Raw genomic sequence first — 21,468 nt, 5'->3', positions numbered from 1 at the left:
ACCCGCGGCCTCGGGCCGCAGGCGCGAGGTTCCGGTCTCGGTGGTCATCGACTACATCGACGGCCACCGGGACCGCGTCGTCGAGGGGAAAAGGCTCGGAGTCGAGCCGATCTGCGCCGTCCTGAACCAAGCAGGGGTGCACATCGCTCCGAGGACCTATTACGCATCGAAGAAGCGCGCACCCTCGGCGCGCAGGATTCGGGACAAAAAATTGAAGGAGCAGATCACACGGGTATTCGACGAGAATTACGGGGCCTATGGGGCCAGAAAGATCCATGCCCGGCTCAACCGCGAGGGGACCCGGGTGGCGCGGTGCACCGTCGAGCGGCTCATGCGCGCCATGGGCCTCAAGGGCCTGCAGCATGGGAGGCGACCGCGGACGACGCCGGCCGACGGGCCGACGAGCGGGGTCCACGACCTGGTCGAGCGCTCTTTCACCGCCCACGCTCCCAACCGGCTGTGGGTCGCCGACATCACCTATGTCCGCACTCGCCGGCCAGACATAACCGCGCCGGTGTTCGTTGCCGAGCGGGGGCGGCCGGGACGGGCCACCCCTGAAGACGCGGATTCGCCCACGTCGTGTCCGTGGTTGTGGATACGGTGCGTACACCCCCGTCCCCCATGCTCGAGGAGTTGGCGATGGCCTACTACCCCCCGCCCCCGCCGCCGATCTCCGGCCAGCCGCCGCAGCGCGGCATGTCTACCGGCGCCAAGGTCGGCATCGGCTGCGGCATCGCCACCGTGACGGGCTTCATTTTGATGATGGGCGGATGCGCCGTTCTGATCCTGGCCGCCCCCGACACCGCGGACACCGACCCGGGGGCTCCCGCCCCGGCAGCCGACGCCGACGACGGAGGCGGCGAAGGGTCGGCGGAGGCGCCGGCCGAGGAGTCCTACGTGGTGGGCGACACGGTCTCCCACGGGTCCTGGGACATCACCGTCACCTCGGTGGAGCAGGGTGTCGGATCGGTCGAGGACGAGTTCGGGCTGACCGAGGAGCCCCGCGGACAGTACGTCGTGATGGAGCTGACGGTCGTCAACACCGGCTCCGAGGCCGCCTACTTCGAGGCCCGCGACCAGGTACTCATGGACGCCGACGGCGCCATGTACGAGTACGACATCCCGGCGTCCAGCGGACTCGACTGGCTGGAGAAGATCAACCCCGGCACCGAGGCGACCGGGAACATCGTCTTCGACGTCCCGACGGACTTCGGGCTGGATCACATCCTCGTCAACGGTGAGGGGTCCTTCGCCGACGGGGTACGGGTCGACCTCAAAGGATGACGGCGCGCAGCACCCGCACCAGCCCGGTAACCAGACCGGCCGCCACGACGGCTGCGGCCACGCACCCGCCCAGGTAGCCGGATCGGGTCCACTGGCGTCCAGCCGGGTCCGCTTGTGTCTCCCCAGTCCAGGCCTGTTCCCAGATCACAGCGTTATCCCTGGCCATCGGGGATAGGGGCTTCAATCCAGGGGAAGGGGGTGGGTTCAAATCGCGCCTTCCCGACACGTTAGTGCAGGTCAGGATCCCGATCACTGGAGTTAGTGGTCGGGATCCTGGTTGTTCGACCGTCATTCGGCCGTGGGATCGAGCGTCATCCGGCGCCTCGGAAGATTCGAACGGATTACTGGGCGGCACTCAGCCCTCGTCGGGAGCCGCCCCCAGGACGCGCAGCAGGGGGCGGCCGTCGCGACCCGGGAACGCTCCCCGGTCCGAACCGCCCTGCACGGGAACTCGCCCGCTCGGGCCGGTCGGCAGGCCCTCGTACGACCGACGGGTAGCGGTTACTCGCCGTCAAGTCGCGGTCGTCCCGGATACATCGCCGGTGCTTCCTGCGGTCGGCCACGCGGTAGCCCCGCGACCGTCATCGCTCCTAAGCGAGGTACCCACCGTTGCGGTATGTCACAAAAGCACCCCCACCACCCGTAGCACGACGCCCGCAACGGGCAGGCTGAGAGCACCGGCCTCAAGCGACCCCGGTGAGAGCACATCCATGATGATTGCCCATTGGGCAAATTTTCCCATTGAGCAAATTTATCTGCTATCGTGCGTCCATGGTGGATGGGCTTCGTGAGCAGAAGAAGCAGGCACTGCGCAACGAGTTGAGTGCCACGACCGTGCGCCTGGCCAAGGAACGGGGGCTGGCCAACGTCCGCGTGGACGACATCGTCGACCGGGTGGGCGTGTCGCGCCGTACGTTCAGCAACTACTTTGCGAGCAAAGAAGACGCCATCGCCGATCGTCATGTGCAGCGAACGGGCGCTGCAGCGGAGGCCCTCTTGGCGCGACCGGCGGATGAGCCGCTTTGGGCCGCAGTGACCACAGTCATCGTCACCCAATATCAGGCGTGGACCGGCGCGAGGACCGCGCAGCCCAAGGAAGATCAGGACAGTCTGATCGCGGTGCTGAGCGAGCCGGAAATGCAGTCAGCAGTCAGCCGAGGAGCGCGTGAAGCGACCGCGGTGTTTGCCGCCGCGATCGCGGAACGGCTCGGCACAGACCTCGCAGCGGATGTCCGGCCACTTCTGATCGCCAATGCCGCGCTTTCCACGCAGCTCCTTACCCTCGAATTCTGGCTTCGCACCGACCCCCCATGCGAACTCCTCCCGCTACTACGGGAGGCGTTCGGCCGCCTCGGGACCGGATTCGAACACATCGAGGAAGCACCCGACTTCACCCCCCTCTGAAAGGCAAACAACTCGAATGTTCGATGCCATCGTCGCCGGAGGCGGCCCCACCGGAATGTTTCTCGCCTGCGAGCTCAAACTCGCCGGCGCGGACCCCGTCGTGCTGGAGTCTCTGCCCGGCATCAACCAGGAGGACAAGGCGCACGGGCTCACCGGACAAGTCGTCCGGCTGCTCGACCACCGAGGCCTGTTCCAGCGCTGCAGCCGGTCCTCGGTGCCGACGCCCGCCCCCGCTTTCTTTTTCGGCGCGCTACCGCTGCCGTTGCACGTCCTCGGCACGGACAACCCCATGTACCTTCTGCCGATCAACCAGCGCGACCTCGAACGCCTTTTGAACGAGCGCGCCGCAGACCTTGGCATCGATGTCCGCCGCGGATGCGAGCTGCGCTCGTTCACGCAGTCCGACGACCGCGTGGACGTACTCGTATCGGACGGGGCCGAGGGCAAGGAGACGACGCTCACTACTCGCTTTCTCGTGGGCTGCGACGGAGCGCGCAGCCTCGTCCGGAAGCAGTCGGGCATCGGCTTTCCCGGATACACCGACGCGCAGATCGTGGACCGGACGGCTCTCATCGCGCCGTCGGAGCAATTCCGGCCCGCACCGGGCGGCCGTGTGCACGTCCGTGGTTTCGGTGACATTCCCGCCAACTTCCACCGGACGGAACACGGCGTCGTGACCATCGGACTACTCGACCCGGAACACCCCCTGGTCCACACCGTCGAGTGGGAGGACCATCCGGCCGGGGACTTCCCGGGCCCCGGCGAGCGGATGACGTTGACCGAAATGGAGGCGAGCATCGAGCGGATCCTCGGAGCCCCCGTGACTCTCACGCCGCCTCCGGACGGCGCCCCCACATTGTTACGCCGCGTCTGCGGCAGAAACACGCGCGTTGCCGAGCGATACCGTGACAGGCGCGTGTTCCTCGCCGGCGACGCGGCTCACGTCCACGCCGCATCAGGCGGACCAGGACTCAACCTCGGGTTGCAGGACGCCGCGAACCTCGCGTGGAAACTCGCCGCCGACCTGCACGCCTGGGCCCCGAACCACCTTCTCGACACCTACGGGACCGAACGCCATGCGTTGGGCCGACGGGTCTTCATGCAGACTCAGGCTCAAACCGCGCTTATGGCGCCCGGAGGCGACGTCACCGCCCTCCGAGAGCTCTTCAGCGAGTTCCTCACTGACCGAGAGAACGTTCAACGCATCGCCGATCTCATGGCCGGCGCCGACGTCCGCTACGACATGGGCGATGACGGGCTGTCCGCGCCGACAGGGCGGTTTGCGCCCTCCCTCGACTTCGCGACTCACGATGGGTGCCCTATGCGCCTCGCAGAGCTGCTTCGTGATGCGCAGCCGGTGCTCCTCGATCTCACCGGAGGCGACGAACTGGCCGCAGCGATCGCCCCTTGGAACGACCGCGTCGTCCGTGTCGCGGGCCGGGCGGAGGACCCCCCTGCTCCCGCCATGCTGATCCGCCCCGACGGCTACGTCGCATGGTCCGGCACCGACTCCGACACCCTTCGATCCGCGCTCACATGCTGGTTCGGAACAGCCACAGCCGTGAGTTCGGCGCCGTCGGCCAGCTTCACGAACAGCGGCATCCAGTAGCGGCTATCGTCGTGCTCGACGCCGATCATCATGCAGTCGGCCACCCCGGGCAGCTGTGCCATGGTGCGTCAGGAGCTCTCCACCCACGGGCAGGGCACCGCCGAGGTCCATTGCCGTGCTAAGGCAGGCTCCGCCCGGGCGACTCCATCCTTGATCAGCACGGGGGCGGCGGCGTCGACTACGTCGTAGGCAACCCTCCCTACATCCGCCTCGAAGACGTCCCCGCGGCACATGTGCGGCTGGCTGTGCCAGGCGACTGCCGGTTCTCAACGAAGTCGCGTGTCACGCTGCATGTCGTTCACGGCGAACTGCGCTCGGCCTGCGAGCGCTGCCACAAGTTCCTCGGCCCCTCGGCGGCCCGCAGCGGCCCGCGCTTCGGCGGTCTGGCCCGCCATGTGGGAGTAGACGACGATTTCGTCCACACTGCGCAGCGGACTGTCGGACGGAAGCGGCTCCTCGCTCGCGACGTCCAGGGCGGCGCCGGCGATCTCTCCCTCCCGCACCGCCGCGACAAGCACATCCTCGTCGACTATGGGCCCCCGGGACGTGTTGACCAGCAGCGCCGTCGGTTTCATCTGCCTGAAGGCCGACCCGTCCAGTAGCCCCCGGGTCCGCTCCGTAAGCGAGGTGTGAACCGAGACGTAGTCGGAATCGGCCAGCAGCTCGGGCAGATCGACGAACCGCACGGCGGGGTCACGGCGCAGCCGTGCCGGCACGTGGGTCGTACACACGACAGCCATCCCGAAAGCGCGAGCCAACGGCGCCACCGCACGCGCCGAAGCCCCGTACCCGATGAGCCCGAGGGTTGAGCCGCGCAGTTCGTGCCCGTTCTCACGCGGCCAGGCGCCTCGCGCCACGCCCTGCGCGGACTGCACGAGGCGCCGGGCTCCCGCGAGCAACAGGCCGATGGTGTATTCGGCGACGGCATTGGCGTTGATGCCAGGCAGGTTGCTCACGGTGATTCCCTGGCGGGCCGCGGCGCCGATGTCGATCGAGTCGTAGCCCACGCCTGTCCGCACGATGACGCGCAGCCTCGGAGCGCGGGCAAGGACGTCGGCCGTCAACGGTTCGTTGGCCACCAGCGCGGCGTCGCTCTCGCCGAGCGCCGACACAAGCTGCTCGGGGTCGCGCCGACCGGCCATGGGCAGGTGTGCAGTCTCCAGTCCCGACTGCCTCAAGAACCGGTCGACTTCGTCGCCGGGGCGGAGGTAGTCCGTGGTGATCAGAACACGAGGCACAGTCTTCTCTTCCTGGACGTTGGGACTCGGTGCGGCGCGATCCGACGGGGGGTGCCACAAGCCCGCGACCGGGCAGGTGCCGCCGCTGCAAGGCGTTGGCGCCTGCCCTGATCAAGGCCACGGGACCGGACGGGATCAGCCCGCCTCGCCGCGGGCAGGAGAGTGCTTCCTACCGTGCGGCGTGGTGAGCGCCCGGAACCTGCACTGCGGATCGGAGAGGTTCCACGTCGACTCCTACGCGAAGACCGCCAGGCCCGATCCGCCCTGTTCGAGCGTGCTGCGCACTCGACTCCGTCGCGGGCGGCCTTCTCTGCACTGCCGTCACTGCGGCAGCCGCCACGGTACTTTTGCTATAGCAAGATGGTCAAGAGTTACAAACATTCTTGCTGTGGCGTATATGGTGGTCCCGTGGCGAATGAAACGTTGAAGGGCCTGACGTCCGAGACGCTGGCCGACCGCGCATACCGCGCCATCCGCGATGCGGTCACGACCGGCGAACTGCGCCCGGGTCAGAAGGTCACCGAACGCGGGCTCGCCGAGCGGTTGTCGGTCAGCCCGACGCCGGTGCGTGAGGCCATCCGGCGCCTCGAGCAGGACGGCTTCCTCGAACGGACCGGTCCGCGCACAGTGCAGGTGGTGGCGTTCGAGGACGTCGCTAGGCAGGATCTGGCCGAGGTCGAGGTGGCCCTTCGCGGGATGGTGGCCCGTTTCGGCGCGCGGCACGCGTCACCGGCGCAACTGGACCATCTCGACGCCATTCTCGACGAGACCGACGATCTGCTGATCCTTATCCAGCGACGCCAGGAGGCGGGAGAGGACGTGTCACGCCACCTGGGTCGGCTACTCGATGCCATGCAGCGATTCAACGAGGTCGTCGAGGCGTGCGCCAACAATCCCGTCCTCGTGCGCCTACTCGACCAGACCCGGGTGTTCTCTCGGCCGGAGCGGCGCGCCAGACTGATCGAAGAGATCAGCCGAAACCACAAGTTCGGCCTGGACCGCTACGGCAGCCACCGCGCGCTCGTCCGGGCGCTGAGGGCGGGTGACTCGGCGGCGGCCGAGGCCCTCGTGATCGAGGACGCCCGCGGCGGACTCGGAGACCTGCTCGCCGCCCCCACGACCCCGGCGGATTCCGTCGCATAGCCGACGAGCATGCCCCGCTGGAAGACCGGCGTGATCATGGTGATGTCGGGCGGGTGACCGGTCGCGATCCACGGGTCGTCGGTGATAAGGCAGTCGCCGTCCTGCCATTCCTCGGCCGGGAACCGGTAGGACTAGGCGGTCAGCGAACTCATCAGCGCCGCGAAGCCGGGGCTTCCGGCCCGCGACTCCGCGATGGTGCGCCCGTGTCGGTCCAGGAGCACGACCGTGTAGTCGTTGGATTCGCGGATGGCGGACGACGGTCGAGAACGCCGTGCGCAGCGTGATCGAGGCGGCCTCGTCGGTCGTGGCCGCGAGCCGGTCCCAGCGGACCTCCAGGCCGATGGGGTCGGAGACGGATGATGTCGTCATGCTGTGGTGCCCTCCGGGGCCGTGTCGTCCCGCCCGGAAGCCTGGGCGGCGATCTCGGCGACGATCGCTGTACCGAGGCCCTCGGTCGTCCCGGAGCCTCCGAGATCTGGTGTGAGTACCTCCGGCCGCTCGTCGAGCACGTTCTCGATCGCGGCAACGAGCTGTGCCGCGGCGGCCGACTCCCCCAGGTGGTCGAGCATCATGGCGCCGCTCCAGATCTGCCCGACCGGGTTGGCGACACCGCGCCCGGCGATGTCGGGGGCCGAGCCGTGGACCGGCTCGAACAGGCTCGGCCAGGTGCGATCGGGGTTGATGTTGGCGCTGGGGGCGATCCCGATCGTCCCGGCGCACGCCGGGCCGAGGTCGGAGAGGATGTCGCCGAAGAGGTTGCTTGCGACGACGACGTCGTACTGCTCGGGCCGCAGGACGAACTTGGCCGTGAGGATGTCGATGTGGTCCTTGTCCGCGACGACGTCCGGGTACCGCTCGGCCATCGCCGTCGCGCGCTCGTCCCAGTACGGCATCGAGATGGAGATGCCGTTGCTCTTGGTCGCCCAGGTCAGGTGCTTGCGCGGACGAGCGGCGGCGAGGTCGAACGCGTAGCGCAGGACCCGGTCGACTCCGGTCCGGGTCATCACGGTCTCCTGCAGCACGGTCTCGCGGTCGGTGCCCTCGAAGATCCGGCCGCCGATGCTGGAGTACTCGCCCTCGGTGTTCTCGCGGACGACGAGGAAGTCGATGTCGCCCGGCCGGCGGTCGCGCAGAGGACTGCGCATTCCCCGGAGCAGCCGCACGGGCCGCAGATTGACGTACTGGTCGAACCCGCGGCGGAACTGCAGGAGGCTGCCCCACAGCGACACGTGGTCGGGCACCGCCTCCGGCCACCCGACCGCCCCGAAGTAGATCGCGTCGAACTCGCCGAGGACCTCCCGCCAATCCGACGGCAGCATCCGGCCGTACCGCTGCCAGTAGTCGGCACAGGCGAAGCCGAACTCGGCGATCTCGAGCTCGAACCCGTGGATGCGGGCGGCGGCCTGCAGGCATCTCACCCCTACCGGCGCGACCTCACGGCCGATGCCATCGCCCGGAACAACCGCGATTCGGTAACGACGGGACATTGCACACTCCTCTGACGTCGTCGTACACGTGCACATTCGGTCCGGTGACGAGAGCGCGGGAGACCACGAGCGGTTCGCCGCGCCCCGCGCCGGCATCAGTCGGCGTCTCCGCTCCGCCGTGCGCCGGCGGCGGGCGGGATCAGCAGCGCCAAGGGGACGTGGTGCTGGCCCGAGTGGACGTCGCGGTCTCGGAATCCGCCTTGCGGGACGGGGCGGGGGAAGGAGATCTTCACGACGTTGAGCGCGGGGATGCGGAAGATCCGTACCTGCTCCGCGGGGGTGCCGTACAGCCGGGCGATCACCTCTTCGTTGAGGAAGTCCTCGTCGGCGGCCGCCGCGTACCCGACCTCGTCGCGCATGAACAGCTCCATGGTGGTCCAGAACGGCCCGGCGTTCTTCGAGCGGACCTCCAACGCGAGGTCGCCCAAGGTCTCAGGCATCGGCGACGGCCTTTCGGTATTCGGTGCGGAACAGGTCGGTGGGGCCCTCGACGTCCACGACGTGGTTGAGGACGAACTCGTAGGCCGGGCCGCGTTCGGTCTCGGCCGGCGAAAAAGGAAAGGCCGTGCTCGGCAGGTAGGCCATGTCGGCCGTGGGCAGGTGCAGCATGAGCGGGTTGGCGACCGTCGCGATCGCCGTGGCCGTGGCTTGATCAGACGCGTGTACCAGCAGCATCACCGCGACCTCGCGCGCCGGTCCAGTGGCCGGGTCGTGTTCTCCGAGGACGGCGTTATGGCCATAGAGCCGGATGTCGAGCGCGTATGCGTCCGGTTCCAGGTACAGCGTCCTGGTGACCCACTCGCCCAGCACCTGACGCAGGAGAGCGGCCCACTCCTCGATGTTCGCCAGGATGTGGGGGTCGCGGATCGCGGTGAACGACATCGTCTCGTACCCGCTGATCCGCGCTCCCTCAAGCTTGATCGTGTGCTGCGGTGCGGGATCGAACGCGGAGCCCTCCACACGGACGGTGCGCTCGTCGACGGCGCGGTAGGTCGCCCCGGTGACGTCGATCGTGCCCGCCGGCTCGCGCATCCGGAACGGGTCGGCGGTTTCGTAGAGCATGTGCGCGGCCACCGAGGCGGGTGTGCAGGACGCGGCCGGGTCGAGCGGCTCGATGGTGAATCCGTCCGAATCGATGGTGGCCAGCACACCGCCGGCACGCGGGTCGGTGGTGCACTGGCCCCCGCATTCGACGATCTTCGCGGCGTGCCACGTCGGACCGGCCGGCATGTCGCGCATCAGCGGGTAGGCGGCGGCCACGGCGGTGTCGGTGGCGCGCCCGGCCAGCACGACCTGGGCTCCGCCGCGCAGGGCGGCTTCGATGGGCTCGTGGCCCATCATTCCGACGATGCGGGTGCAGCTTTCCAGGGTTGTAGCTTCGAGGTCGCCGTGCGGCGGCAGCGGGTGGATCGCTCCGGCCGCGAGGTGCTCGACGAGCGCGGAGGCCTTCTGCTCGCTGTAGATCGCGGCGACGGTCAGGGCCAGCCCTTCCGCCGCGAGGATCTCCTCGGTGATGCCGGCGATCCAGTCGACGCCGGCGTCGGTCCCGCCGGTTCCGCAGGAACCGACGATGAGGGGGATGCGGGCGTCGGCCGCCGCTTTCAGCAGGATGCGCAGGTCCCATTCGACCTGCGCCCGCGTCGTCTTGGGCGTGGCGGCTCCGAGGTAGAACGGCCCCGAGTCGGTGGAGCCGCCGTCGATCGCGATGACGTCGGCGCCGCGCACGAGCCCGCGCTCGATCGTCTCGGGCGGGAATCCGCCTCCCAGCATGCCTGCCGGCACGAGGATGCGTATTGCGTTGTCGTTCACGTGGTAGCTCCTTGTCGTGGGTCCTGCGAACTCATGCGGTCGCCGCCGCCGCGGCCCGCCCTGCGGCCCGTCCGGAAAAGAGGCATCCGCCGAGGAACGTCCCTTCCAGGGAGCGGTAGCCGTGGAAGCCACCTCCGCCGAAGCCGGCGGCTTCCCCGGCCGCGTACAGGCCCGGCAACGGCGTGCCCTCGGGGGTGAGCACCCGCGCGTCGAGGTCGGTCAGCAGGCCGCCCAGGGTCTTGCGCGTGAGGATGTTCAGCCGGACCGCGATGAGGGGGCCGGCCTTCGGGTCGAGCAGCCGGTGGGGAGCGGCGACGCGTGTCAGCCGGTCCCCGCGGTACCGGCGGGCGTTGTGGATCGCGGCGACCTGGTGGTCCTTGGTGAAGGGGTTGCGCATCTCGCGGTCGCGGGCCTCGACCTCGCGGAGGATGTCCGCAGGGTCGAGCAGCGGTGTGTCGGTGAGCTTGTTCATGCCGCGCACCAGTTCGTCGAGGGTGTCGGCGACGACGAAGTCCGCGCCGTGGCGCTGGAAGGCCGCGACCGGGCCCGGGACGCCGGACAGCGCGCGGTTGAGCACTTTCCGGACGCTCTTTTCGGTGAGGTCGGGGTTCTGCTCGGATCCGGAGAGCGCGAACTCCTTGCCGATGATCTTCTCCGTGAGCACGAACCAGCTGTGGTCGTGGCCGCTGGAACGCAGATGGGCGAGGGTGCCGAGGGTGTCGGATCCCGGATACAGCGGGGTGGGCAGCCGGCGTCCGAGCGCGTCGAACCACAGCGAGGAGGGCCCCGGAAGGATGCGGATGCCGTGGCCGGGCCACACCGGGTTCCAGTTCTTTATGCCTTCGACGTAGTGCCACATCCGGTCCTGGTTGACCAGGCGGCCTCCGGCGGTCTCGGCGATGCCGAGCATCCGTCCATCGACGTGGGCGGGCACCCCGGTGACCATCTCCCGGGGCGGTTCGCCCAGGCGCTGCGGCCAGTGCTTGTGCACCTGCGCGCGGTTTCCGCCGATGCCCCCGGAGGCGACGATCACGGCCTGGGCGCTCATCGCGAATTCGCCGGTCAGGGTGCGGTTCGTGGCGACTCCGCGAGGGGAGTCGTCCTCGGCCAGCACGGCGCCGCGCACGCCGGTCACCGTTCCGGCAGCCACGGTCAGCTCGTCGACGCGGTGCCGGAACGCCAGAGTCACGCGGCCGCGCTCGGCCGCCTCGCGCACGCGGCGGGCGAAGGGCTCCACCACGCCGGGACCGGTCCCCCAGGTGATGTGGAAGCGAGGAACCGAGTTGCCCGGGCCTGAAGCGTGGTGGCCGCCGCGTTCCGCCCAACCGACCACGGGGAAGAAACCGATGCCGCGCTCCCGCAGCCACGCACGCTTCTCCCCGGCGGCGAATTCGACGTAGGCCTCGGCCCAGCGCCGCGGCCATTCGTCTTCGGGCCGGTCGAACCCTGCGGTGCCCATCCAGTCCTGCAGTGCCAGGTCCGAGGAGTCCTTGACGCCCATCCGCCGCTGCTCCGGCGAGTCGACGAGGAACAGCCCGCCCAGGGACCAGTACGCCTGGCCCCCGAGATTCCGCTCGGACTCCTGGTCGAGCAGGATCACCGAGCGTCCGGCGTCGACGAGTTCGGCTGTGGCGACCAGTCCGGCGAGACCGGCGCCGACGACGATGGCATCGGCGTTCACCGGGTCACCGCCTTGGGCACGCCAGCACAGCGGCGGGGGTGGCGTTTGTTCTGACGGCGGTGAGCCGATGGGGACCGATCGATCATCATGCGTGTTGTTCCTTTTCGGAGTAGGTGACTGGGCCGGTGGGCTCGGCATCGGCCGACTCGGCTCTCGATTTCTTTTCCTCACAACGCCTGGGTCGTGGTAGCCCGGCGGCGCAGCGCAAGCACGCGCAGCACCACGGCGACCGCAAGCACGGCGAGCAGCGCGGCGTCGGCCGGCATGAAGCGCCATCCGGTGATATCCACCATGGATCCGACCAGTGCCGGGCCGAGGAAGCCGCCGGTCATCCAGCCGACCGTGTAGAGGCCGGTGTAGGTGCCGAACGCGCTGGCCGACGGGGCCAGGTTCCACAGGATCACCGCTCCGTTGACGAGGAAGCCTGCGGCGCCTACCACGCCCACACACAAGGCGATCACGGCCGCGGTCGGGGTGTTGATCAGCGCGGCGCTGGTGAGTGCGAGGGCGAACAGCCCCATGCCCATCGCCATCACACGCAGCCGGCCGATGCGCTCGGACAGCAGGGCCACGGGGAACGTGGCCAGGATGAACACCACTCCGCTGGGCAGAGTGAGCCCGCCGGCGGTTCCGCGTGACAGCCCCAGCGCCTCCATGCCATACGGGGTCATCAGCGACCGTGATGCCGCCCACGCGCAGCCGAACAGCAGGATGGCCACGATGACGAGCAGCCGTTCCCGGTGGGGATCGCGGACGATGTCGGCGAGCAGCTCGCCCATGCGCTTGGGTGGTTCGGCTTCGCCCCGGTCCGCGGCCGTGTCCTCGGCCACGGCGGCCTGGTAGGCGGGCGAGGCGCTGTCGCGCACCTTCAGCACGAGCACGGCGGCCGAGACGAGCATCAGCAGGGCGGGCACGGAGAACGCCAGCACCGGATAGGAGTCGACCAGGAAGAGGCTGATGAGCGCCGAGACGACGATGGTCAGGCTGGAGGCCGCCTTCACGGCGGCGTTGGCCCTGCTGCGCCGCTCGGGGCGGATGAAGTCCGGCAGCAGCGCTTCCGCGATCGGTTTGAAGCTGTTGCACACCAGGGCGTAGGCGAACATGAAGGCCACAAGCGCGGGCAGCGACGGCGCCAGCGGGATCAGGGCGAACAGCACTGCGGCGACGGGCATGCCGACGGCCAGGTAGGGGATGCGCCGGCCCCAGCGGGTGCGCGTGTTGTCCGAGCGGTTGCCGAGCCATGGCTGGATGAAGATGCCCAGCAGGTTATCCATGCCCATCAGCGCGCCGATGAGCGCGGCGCTGGTCACGTACTCGCGCAGCAGCGGCGGCACCTGCGCGTCGTAGAAGTTCCACGTCGACTCCTGCGCGAAGACCGCGAGGACGACGAAGAAGGTGATCTTGCGACCCGACGCCCGGCCGGCGTCGGTATCCACTGCCGTCATCGGCGACCTCCTCCACCTGCGGCCGCCTCCGTGTGACGCCGCTCACGGGCACGCTAATTTGCTATAGCAAAACTGTCAAAGGCTATTTTTGCTTTATGCGGTGGAAGAATCACCTCGATGGCGTGGACCGCGGTCGGCTGCACACGTTGGAGGGTTCAGCCCGGCAAGAAGGTCACCGAGCGCGGACTCGGCGCACGGCTGACGGTCGGCCCGCTTCCGCGCGCGAGGCGATCCGGCGTATCAAGCAGGACGGACTTGTCGAGCGCACCGGGCCGCGGACGGTCGTCGTTACCGCGATGAAGGGCGCGGCGATGCTCACGAATCGCGGGCGACGCGGTGCAGGGACCGGTCCGTGGCGCTCGCGAACAGGAACAGCGCCGTCGCTCCGATCATGGGCCAGGCGAGGCCGGGGAGGCCGACCGTGGTGGCGCCGCCTTGGAAGGCGGCATTCGACGGCAGGCCGCGGCATCAAGGCACGGCCCAGGGGCTTCGGCGGGCAGCCGCGCACGGCGGTGTTTCCCCTCGGGAGCGGCGGGTAGCAGGCGCCGGGTGGAAAACGGAGGTAACAGGGGCGCGGCGGTCGCCTCCTCGGGGGAGTCTCCGGCGCCTCACACATGGGCCGAGGAGCCGAACGAGGCAACCGAACACCGGCTCGACGTCGCCGCCGAGTTGATGCGCGAGATCGACGAGGGGGGCCTGGACCTTCCGCTGCCCGGAGGCGGTGACACGTGGCGGCGCTGGGCGAAGCTGCGGGATCTGGCGCGCCGCGACCTGGCGTTGGCACGGCTTGCCGAGGGACACTGCGACGCCGTGGCCATCTTGGCCGAACTCGGCCGTCCCGCCCCCGATCCCGGCAGCGTGTGGGGTGTCTGGGCCGCACACCCGCCTGGCCCCGACCTGCACGCGCGCCCGGCGGCCGGCGGCGCCGAGTGGCGGCTCAGCGGCACCAAGCGGTTCTGCTCGGGCGCCCGCATATGCACGCACGGTCTGGTCAGCGCGCTCCTCGACGACGGCCGACGGCGACTGTTCGCGGTCGGCACCGACGTCGCTGAGGCCGATCATGGCAGTTGGGCCGCGGCCGGGATGGCGGCCAGCGACACCCTGACCCTCACCTTCGACGACGTTGCTGCCTCCCCCGTGGGACCCGTCGGCGCCTACACCGCACGCCCGGGGTTCCACCACGGCGGCATCGGCGTCGCCGCCTGCTGGTACGGCGGCGCGCTCGCCGTCGCAGCGCCCTTGGCCGCGCGGGTGGCCGCCGACCGGGCGGATGCGCACGCGCGGGCCTACTTCGGCGGTGTCGACAGGGACCTGCACGCCGCAGAGGCGGTGCTCGCGGCTGCGGCCCGCGAGATCGACGCCGACCCGCGCGACCGGCTCGGCGGTGCCCGCCTGCGAGCGATGCGGGCGCGCGCCACCGTCGCCGCGGCCTGCGCGAACGTGCTGCGTAGCACACGCGAAGCACTCGGCGCCGGACCGCTCGCCTCCGACACCGGCTACTCGCGCGCGAGCGAGGACCTGGCCGCCTACATCCACCAGCACCACGGCGACCGCGACCTGGCCGAACTCGGGACCAGCGCGGCCCACCACGTCGAGGACGGCCATGGCCGAACGACGTGACGCCGCCGCCACCCACCCCATCGACGCCGAGGGAACCACCGAGGAGAACTGGCAGGCGTGGCCCCGCCTCCGCCACGCCGCGCCGTTCGGCCTGGATGCAGTCGGCAGCGCCGCGGTCGTCGCGCCGCACCCCGACGACGAGGTCCTCGGCTTCGGCGGCGCGCTGGCCCTGCTCGCCGGCCAGGGGGCCCGACTGCGCATCATCGCCGTCACCGACGGCGAGGGCTCCCACCCTGGCAGTCCGACGCTGCCGCCCGCTCCGCTGGCCCGACGCCGCCGACGCGAGCGGACACAGGCGCTGAGACGCCTGGGGGCCGAAGGTGCGGAGGTGGTGCGGCTGGGCCTGCCCGACGGCGCGGTCGCCCGCGCCCGGGACGGACTTGCCGAGCGCCTGCGCGAGCTGAGCTCGGGGTTCGACGTGTGTGCGGCGCCGTGGCCGGGCGACCAGCACCCTGATCACGAGGCGGCGGGCGCGGCCGCCCTCGCGGCCGCAGCGGCGAACGGCATGCGGCCGCTGCTCTATCCCGTGTGGATGTGGCACTGGGCCTACCCCGACCATCCCGACGTGCCTTGGGAGTCCGCGCGCCGCATCGACCTGCCCTCATGGGCGCGGCGGCGCAAGGCCGCGGCCCTGGACTGCTTCGCGACCCAGATCGCGCCGCTGAGCACGGACGCCGCCGATGCCGCCGTCGTGAAGCCGCCGATGCTCGCGCACTTCGGCCGCGACCACGAACTGGTGTTCGGATGAGTGTCGACGGCGCCTACTTCGACGCGATGTATGCCGACTCGGAGGACCCGTGGGGCTTCGGCACGCGCTGGTACGAGCGCCGCAAACGCGCGCTGACCATCGCGTCGCTGCCCTATGAGCGCTACGAGCGGGCGTTCGAGCCGGGCTGTTCCATCGGCGCGCTGACACGGGATCTCGCCGGTCGCTGCGACACGCTGCTCGCCTGGGAACGGGTTGCGGCCGCGGCGCAGCGCGCCGAGCACGAACTCGCCGGCTTCGCACACGTGCGGGTGCACCGGGGAAGCGTCCCCCGGGAGTGGCCCCAGGGCAGCTTCGACCTGGTCGTGCTGTCGGAGCTGCTGTACTACTTCGGTGACACCGACCTGCGGAGCCTGCTCGACCGCACGGCCGGATCGCTGCGCCCGGGCGGAACCGTCATCGCCGTGCACTGGCGGCACCCGGCTGCCGACCACGCCCGCCTCGGCGACGACGCACACGACGCGCTCGCCGCCCACGAGGGCTTCACCTCCGTGGCTTCCCACAGCGAGGCGGACTTTCGTATCGACGTCCACTCAGCGGGCTCCGCGCCCCCGACCTCGGTCGCCCAACGGGAAGGACTGGTGTGATCCGCGCCGCGGCCGTGGTCGTTCCCGCCAACGACGAAGCCCCATCGATCGAGCGGTGTGTGCGCGGCGCCGCCGCGTCCTTGGCTGCGTGCGGCGTGCTCCCGCCGCACCGGCACCTGATCGTGGTCGCCGACGCGTGCAGCGACGCCACGGCCTCCATCGCCCGCCGCGCGGGGGCCCTCGTGGTGGAGACCTCCCACCGCAGCGCGGGAGCGGCGCGGGCCGCCGGGATGCGCCTGGCGCTGGAGCGCACGCGCACGCACCCGGCCCACGCGGTGTGGCTGGCCACCACCGACGCAGACAGCACCGTTCCACTGCGGTGGCTTGCCGAGCAGCTCCGATACGCCGATGCCGGTTGGGACGCGGTCGCGGGCACGGTCACCGTGGACGACTGGTCCGATCGCACGCCCGGGTTGGCGGCCGCGTTCGCCGAGGCCTACCGCTTCCGCGGCCGCGAGCACCCGCACGTCCACGGCGCGAACCTCGGCGTGCGCGCTTCGGCTTATCTCGACTCGGGCGGCTTCTGCTCTCTTCCCTGCGCCGAGGACCACGCCCTGGTCGACGCCCTGCACCTGCGCGGTCACCGAATCCGCCGCCCCGTCGACCTGCCCGTTGCGACCTCGGCCCGAGCGGACCCGCGAACACCGGGCGGCTTCGGCGACCGGCTGACGGCGCTTGAAGGCCGCTGAAAGCCTGGGGCCGACGTGGTCGCACGCCCCCGATCGGGCCTTCGAGCCGCCTCCCATGCGCGAGCCGCCCGCATGATCGGCTTCCCGTTCACGGACTGAGGAGGTTCTTGTAGACCTGGCCGTCCTTGATGATCACGGCCAGGTTCGCCTCCGGGGAGGCCAGCAGCTCCGCGTCCCGCGTCGGGTCTCCCTCGACCAGGAGAACGTCGGCCCGGGCACCCTCGGCGATGCGCCCCAAAGGCCGCTCGCCGTCCTCCAGCCGGTAGGGGTCGCGCTTGCCGGCGAGGGCGAGCAGCTCGGCGTTGCCGGAGGTGGCCATGGCCAGCGCTTCGGCGGCGGTGTAGCCGAAGCGGGTCAGCCGGGGCAGCATGTGCGCCTGCAGGTGGCTTTGCGCGGGGTTGAGCAGCAGATCGGTGCCGAAGGCCGTCTTCACCCCGTACTCGCGCGCCCAGCGGTAGGTCCGTTCGACCCCCGCGCACACGAGCCGGTTCTTCTCCGCCGAGTCCGGATTCCGGTACTCGTGGTCCTCCTCCAGGAACGGCTGGGTGCTCAGCCACACGCCGTGGTGTTCCAGCGAGGCGATGGTCGACTCGTCGGCGAGGTGGCCGTGCTCGATCGACCTCACCCCGGCCGCGACGGCACGCTCGATGCCCGCGGGAGCGTAGACGTGCACCGACACGTAGGTGCCCCAGTCCTCGGCCGCCTCGACAGCGGCGCGCAGCTCGTCGGTGGTGTACTGGCACACGTCCAGGGGGTCGTAGGAGGACGCCGCCCCGCCTCCGGCCATGACTTTGATCTGGCTGGCGCCCTTCTTGAGTTGTTCGCGTACCGCCGCGAGAACGCGGTCGCATCCGTCGGCGACACGCGACATCCCCAGCTGTTCGGCGCGGGAGGACGCCCCGCCCAGGGCGGTCGGTGGTTCGTAGGCGGCGCCGAAGTCGGCATGGCCCGACGTCTGGGAGATTCCCGCCTGGCACGGGTATATGCGGGGCCCGGGAAACAGCCCGGCGTCCAGGACCCGCTTCAGATCGATCGTGTCGCCGGACATGTCGCGCACGGTGGTGAAGCCGCGCATCAGCATTGCACGGGCTTGGGCCAGGCCGTTGTAGTAGGCCAGGCCCGCACCGCCCTGCAACAGCTGGACCTCGGTGCTGCCCGCGAGCATGACGTGGGCGTGGGCGTCGATCAGCCCGGGCATCAGGACGCGCAGGGTGCCGTCAGCGCGAGTGCCGTCGACGACGGTGGCGGCGGCTTGCGAGGGCGGCGCCTCGCCTGCCGGGACGATCGCGTCGATCCTGCCGTCCTTGAGGAGGACGTGGCCCTCGCGCAGCTCGGGGTCGGTTCCGTCGAAGATCCGCACGTTCTGCAGCAGTATCGGCACGGAGGGTGTCTGTCCGCTCATGCGCGACTCCTAGCCCGAGCGGCCCCGGCGCAAACCGAGCAGCAGGGCTGAACCGGGCCACACGTCGAGTGGCTGCCCGCGGTCGACTGACCGCCGCCTAACCTGGACGACGTGGCCATACGAAACGTCCGGTCGACTCCGATCGCCGGTCCGCGAGATGCCGGCCCGCCACAGCACGACTCGGTCCAAAGGCGCGGTCTCCCCCTCTATGCCGCCGGCGAGATCGACGTACCGTTCGTCGTCGCCAGCAGGACCGAGCTCATCCGCAGCGAAACGTACTGGGAAGAGCATTCCCATCCCACGCACGAACTGCTCTGGAATCAGCGGGGCGTGTCCTCGGCACGGATCGGCGGTCGCGTCTGGATGCTCACCCCGGTCGTCGGCCTGTGGATACCTGCGGGCGTCCGCCATTCGGGCTGGACTCCCGCCGGGACACGGCACCGCGCCGCGCAGTTCGCCGTCGATTCGGTGCCGGCGATCTCCGACCGACCCGTCACCGTAGAGCTCACGCCGTTGCTGCAGCTCCTGCTCGATCGGCTCGAGTCCGACCGCCTCGCACCAGCCGCCCGTTCGAGGACCGAGGCAGTGGTACTCGACGTGCTCGCCCCCGCCCGGCACCGGTTGAGCCTGCAGATGCCGGAATCGCCGCTGCTGGCCCCCATCTGCGCCGCAGTGCGCGACGATCCCGCCGATGCCACGACGCTGGTCGCATGGGCGGCGCGGCTCCGCGTGAGTCCCCGCACCATCACCCGGACCTTCCAAAGCGAGACCGGCCTCGGGTTCAGCCAGTGGTTGGCCACCGCTCGCATGCAGCACGCGGTTGCGATGCTCGCGCGCGGAGACAGCCTCGACGAGGTCGCCCTGTGTGTCGGGTACCACTCGGCCAGCTCGTTCGGCGCGGCTTTCCGTCGGGTCACGGGGACAAGCCCGGGTCGTTTCCTGTTGCACTGACGCCGCCTCGGCGCCCTGCTCCACCGCACGAGGGTGTCCGTTTCGCGAAAGACGAGTCGTTTCCGCGCGATTGCGTACCTACCACGACACCTCTAATTTTGGTTAGGCAAACCTAATCCCCAATGCAGGGGGCGGGGCAGCCCGCGCTGCATCGGTGCGTTGCGGCTGCCGCGACTCGACCCCTGCGGTCACACGCCGCCCCACGTGTCACAGCGGCGGGAGAACCGAACTACGGCGTCGCCAGGCCAAGGCCGCCAGGCCCGCCGCGACCGGAAGGAAACCATGCCACGCGTTCCACGGCCGGCTGCGTTCTCGGCAGCCGCCCTGCTCACTCTCGGCCTTACCGCCTGCGCGGGGAACTCCTCCAGCGAGGAGGACAGCGGCCCCGGCGACTGGAGCACCGTCACCATCGAGCACGCGCTCGGCGCCACGACCATCGATGCGGAACCCGAACGCGTGGCGACCGTCAACTGGGCCAACCACGAGGTCCCGCTCGCTCTGGGGGTCGTGCCGGTCGGTATGGCCGCCGCCAACTTCGGCGACGACGACGGCGACGGCGTGCTCCCGTGGGTGGAGGAGCGGCTTGAAGAACTCGACGCCGAAACCCCGGTGCTGTTCGACGAGACCGACGGCATCGACTTCGAAGCCGTCGCCGACACCCGCCCGGACGTGATCCTCGCCGCGTACTCCGGCTTGACCCAGGAGGACTACGACACGTTGAGCGAGATCGCTCCGGTCGTCGCGTACCCGGAAACCGCCTGGGCGACCCCGTGGCGGGAGATGATCGGACTGAACAGCAAGGCCCTCGGCATGGCCGACGAGGGCGAGAAACTCGTCTCCGACCTCGAAGGCGAGATCGACGAGGCGGTCGCGGCGCACCCGGGCATCGAGAACAGTTCGGCGATGTTCCTGACACACGTGGACACCACCGACCTCAGCGAGGTCAGCTTCTACACAGCGCACGACACACGCACCAGGTTCTTCGAGGACCTCGGCCTGGAGACCCCGGAGAGCGTCGCGAACGCGTCCGCCGATACCGAGGAGTTTTCGCTGACCCGAAGCGCCGAGCGGGCCGACTCGTTCGACGACGTCGACATCATCGTCACCTACGGCGGTGACGAGATCGTCGAGGCCTTGGAGAGCGACCCCCTGCTGTCGCAGATGCCGGCGGTGGAGAACAGTGCGATCGTCAGCCTCCCCGGCGAGGAGCCTCTGGGCACGGCCGCGAACCCGACGCCGCTGTCGATCTCGTGGGTCCTCGACGACTACCTGTCGCTCCTGGCCGAAGCCGCCGAGAAGCAGTGACTGCGACCGCCGCACCCCCCGTGCCGGGCGCCGCGCGACGGAGGCATCCGGCACGGGGCAGGTCCCTCTGGTTGCTCGTGCTGCTCGGCGTGCTGGGGGCGATCGCAGCGGCCTCGGTCACCGTCGGTTCCCGCGAAGTCGAGTGGAGCGACGTCCTGGCGGCGCTGACCGGCTCCGCCGAAGGCTTCGACCAGGCGGCCGTCGCGAAGCGGATCCCCCGCACCCTGCTCGCCCTTCTCGCGGGCGCCGCCCTCGCCGTTTCGGGCGCCGTCATGCAGGGGGTGACCCGAAACCCACTGGCCGATCCGGGCATCCTGGGCGTGAACATGGGAGCCTCGCTCGCCGTCGCCTCGGGCATCGCCTACTTCGGCCTGGCCTCGGCGACCGGCTTCGTGTGGGTGGCGATCGCCGGTGCCGGCGCCACCTCGGTATTCGTCTACGTGATCGGCTCGCTCGGTCGAGGGGGCGCATCGCCGCTCAAGCTCGCGCTAGCCGGTGCGGCGACCTCGGCGGCGCTGGCGTCCTCCATCAGCGCCGTCGTACTTCCGCGCGGCGACATCGCCGAAGGGGTCCGCTCCTGGCAGATCGGCGGCGTCGGCGGCGCGACGTTCGACGGCATCACGCAGGTGCTTCCGTTCCTCGCGGCCGGGCTCGCCGTCGCCCTGCTTTCGGCGCGAGGACTCAATCTGCTCGCCTTGGGCGACGACCTCGCCGCAGGGTTGGGCGAACGCGTCGCCGTCACACGGACGACGGCCGCCTTCGGCGCGGTCGTGCTGTGCGGCGCGACCACCGCGGTGACCGGTCCGATCGGCTTCGTCGGACTCGTCGTCCCGCACGTGTGCCGGCTGCTCGTCGGCGTCGACCACCGGTGGCTGCTCCCGTTCTCGGCGCTGGGCGGCGCCGCCCTCCTCACGGCAGCGGACGTGATGGGCCGGATCGTGGCGCGCCCGGGCGAGATCGACGTCGGCATCGTGACCGCGTTGATCGGCGGCCCCTTCTTCATCTACATCGTCCGCCGTCAGAAGGTTCGTGACCTGTGACCGCCCCT

General features: G+C 70.1%; 20 protein-coding genes. 12 read left to right on the top strand and 8 right to left on the bottom strand.

Annotation, left to right across the window (positions count from 1 at the left end; all coding sequences use genetic code 11):
- The first annotated feature begins 40 nt into the window (after positions 1-40).
- Both LP52_RS28885 and LP52_RS04950 read left to right on the top strand, forming a co-directional pair.
- Complete coding sequence (locus LP52_RS28885) at positions 41-745, top strand: IS3 family transposase (RefSeq protein WP_169775341.1); 705 nt, start codon at positions 41-43, stop codon at positions 743-745.
- A complete protein-coding gene (locus tag LP52_RS04950; RefSeq protein ID WP_052809433.1) occupies positions 640-1,284 on the top strand; it encodes a DUF4352 domain-containing protein in 645 nt (214 codons plus the stop codon). The genes LP52_RS28885 and LP52_RS04950 overlap by 106 nt, the downstream gene beginning before the upstream one ends.
- On the opposite strand, the gene LP52_RS27035 is transcribed toward LP52_RS04950, so the two are convergent.
- Positions 1,274-1,432 carry a hypothetical protein gene (locus LP52_RS27035; RefSeq protein ID WP_157036205.1) on the bottom strand — a complete coding sequence of 53 codons (159 nt, stop codon included), beginning with the start codon at positions 1,430-1,432 and terminating at the stop codon, positions 1,274-1,276. The genes LP52_RS04950 and LP52_RS27035 overlap by 11 nt on opposite strands.
- A 593-nt stretch (positions 1,433-2,025) precedes the next feature.
- On the opposite strand from LP52_RS27035, the gene LP52_RS04945 reads away from it, so the two are divergent.
- A complete protein-coding gene (locus LP52_RS04945) occupies positions 2,026-2,688 on the top strand; it encodes a TetR/AcrR family transcriptional regulator (RefSeq protein ID WP_169775340.1) in 663 nt (220 codons plus the stop codon).
- Between the two features lie 16 nt (positions 2,689-2,704).
- Complete coding sequence (locus tag LP52_RS04940) at positions 2,705-4,297, top strand: FAD-dependent monooxygenase (protein ID WP_040271163.1); 1,593 nt, start codon at positions 2,705-2,707, stop codon at positions 4,295-4,297.
- A 266-nt stretch (positions 4,298-4,563) separates the two neighbouring features.
- Here the strand turns inward: LP52_RS04940 and LP52_RS04935 are convergent, their stop codons facing one another.
- Positions 4,564-5,535, bottom strand: coding sequence for a phosphoglycerate dehydrogenase (locus tag LP52_RS04935; RefSeq protein WP_040271162.1), 972 nt, complete (start codon positions 5,533-5,535; stop codon positions 4,564-4,566).
- A 408-nt stretch (positions 5,536-5,943) separates the two neighbouring features.
- Here LP52_RS04935 and LP52_RS04930 point away from each other — a divergent pair, with 408 nt between their 5' ends.
- Complete coding sequence (locus LP52_RS04930; RefSeq protein WP_040271161.1) at positions 5,944-6,678, top strand: GntR family transcriptional regulator; 735 nt, start codon at positions 5,944-5,946, stop codon at positions 6,676-6,678.
- A gap of 365 nt (positions 6,679-7,043) precedes the next feature.
- On the opposite strand, the gene LP52_RS04925 is transcribed toward LP52_RS04930, so the two are convergent.
- The 5 genes from LP52_RS04925 to LP52_RS04905 form a co-directional block, all read right to left on the bottom strand.
- Entirely contained in the window at positions 7,044-8,165 is a 1,122-nt protein-coding gene (locus LP52_RS04925; RefSeq protein WP_052809431.1) for a tartrate dehydrogenase, read from the bottom strand.
- A 95-nt stretch (positions 8,166-8,260) separates the two neighbouring features.
- Positions 8,261-8,605 (bottom strand): DUF4387 domain-containing protein, encoded by a 345-nt coding sequence (locus LP52_RS04920; RefSeq protein WP_040271160.1) that lies wholly within the window; start codon positions 8,603-8,605, stop codon positions 8,261-8,263.
- A complete protein-coding gene (locus LP52_RS04915; RefSeq protein WP_202966042.1) occupies positions 8,598-9,974 on the bottom strand; it encodes an acyclic terpene utilization AtuA family protein in 1,377 nt (458 codons plus the stop codon). The genes LP52_RS04920 and LP52_RS04915 overlap by 8 nt, the downstream gene beginning before the upstream one ends.
- 31 nt (positions 9,975-10,005) lie before the next feature.
- A complete protein-coding gene (locus tag LP52_RS04910) occupies positions 10,006-11,655 on the bottom strand; it encodes an FAD-binding dehydrogenase (protein WP_040271158.1) in 1,650 nt (549 codons plus the stop codon).
- 167 nt (positions 11,656-11,822) lie between these two features.
- A complete protein-coding gene (locus LP52_RS04905) occupies positions 11,823-13,100 on the bottom strand; it encodes an MFS transporter (RefSeq protein ID WP_040271157.1) in 1,278 nt (425 codons plus the stop codon).
- Between the two features lie 549 nt (positions 13,101-13,649).
- Between LP52_RS04905 and LP52_RS04900 the strand changes: the two genes are divergently transcribed.
- The 4 genes from LP52_RS04900 to LP52_RS04885 are packed head-to-tail and all read left to right on the top strand — an operon-like array spanning position 13,650 to position 16,762.
- Positions 13,650-14,720 carry an acyl-CoA dehydrogenase gene (locus LP52_RS04900; protein WP_238580738.1) on the top strand — a complete coding sequence of 357 codons (1,071 nt, stop codon included), beginning with the start codon at positions 13,650-13,652 and terminating at the stop codon, positions 14,718-14,720.
- Positions 14,704-15,468 carry a PIG-L deacetylase family protein gene (locus tag LP52_RS04895; protein WP_040271155.1) on the top strand — a complete coding sequence of 255 codons (765 nt, stop codon included), beginning with the start codon at positions 14,704-14,706 and terminating at the stop codon, positions 15,466-15,468. The genes LP52_RS04900 and LP52_RS04895 overlap by 17 nt, the downstream gene beginning before the upstream one ends.
- Positions 15,465-16,073, top strand: coding sequence for an SAM-dependent methyltransferase (locus tag LP52_RS04890; RefSeq protein ID WP_040271154.1), 609 nt, complete (start codon positions 15,465-15,467; stop codon positions 16,071-16,073). The genes LP52_RS04895 and LP52_RS04890 overlap by 4 nt, the downstream gene beginning before the upstream one ends.
- Positions 16,070-16,762: a glycosyltransferase gene (locus LP52_RS04885; RefSeq protein WP_040271153.1), complete on the top strand. Its 693-nt coding sequence runs from the start codon at positions 16,070-16,072 to the stop codon at positions 16,760-16,762. Before LP52_RS04890 ends, LP52_RS04885 begins: the two co-directional genes overlap by 4 nt.
- 88 nt (positions 16,763-16,850) lie before the next feature.
- On the opposite strand, the gene LP52_RS04880 is transcribed toward LP52_RS04885, so the two are convergent.
- A complete protein-coding gene (locus LP52_RS04880) occupies positions 16,851-18,164 on the bottom strand; it encodes a metal-dependent hydrolase family protein (RefSeq protein ID WP_040271152.1) in 1,314 nt (437 codons plus the stop codon).
- Between the two features lie 117 nt (positions 18,165-18,281).
- Here LP52_RS04880 and LP52_RS04875 point away from each other — a divergent pair, with 117 nt between their 5' ends.
- The 3 genes from LP52_RS04875 to LP52_RS04865 all read left to right on the top strand — a co-directional run bounded on the left by LP52_RS04875 (position 18,282) and on the right by LP52_RS04865 (position 21,460).
- Positions 18,282-19,115 carry a helix-turn-helix transcriptional regulator gene (locus LP52_RS04875; RefSeq protein ID WP_052809440.1) on the top strand — a complete coding sequence of 278 codons (834 nt, stop codon included), beginning with the start codon at positions 18,282-18,284 and terminating at the stop codon, positions 19,113-19,115.
- A gap of 282 nt (positions 19,116-19,397) precedes the next feature.
- Positions 19,398-20,420 (top strand): iron-siderophore ABC transporter substrate-binding protein, encoded by a 1,023-nt coding sequence (locus tag LP52_RS04870; protein ID WP_040271148.1) that lies wholly within the window; start codon positions 19,398-19,400, stop codon positions 20,418-20,420.
- Entirely contained in the window at positions 20,417-21,460 is a 1,044-nt protein-coding gene (locus LP52_RS04865) for a FecCD family ABC transporter permease (protein ID WP_040271147.1), read from the top strand. Before LP52_RS04870 ends, LP52_RS04865 begins: the two co-directional genes overlap by 4 nt.
- Positions 21,461-21,468: the final 8 nt, after the last annotated feature.

Origin of the sequence: Streptomonospora alba (assembly GCF_000826685.1) — a bacterium.
GTDB lineage: Bacteria > Actinomycetota > Actinomycetes > Streptosporangiales > Streptosporangiaceae > Streptomonospora > Streptomonospora alba.
Note: the sequence above shows the minus strand (reverse complement) of the source record. Positions and strands in the feature narration are given on the sequence as shown.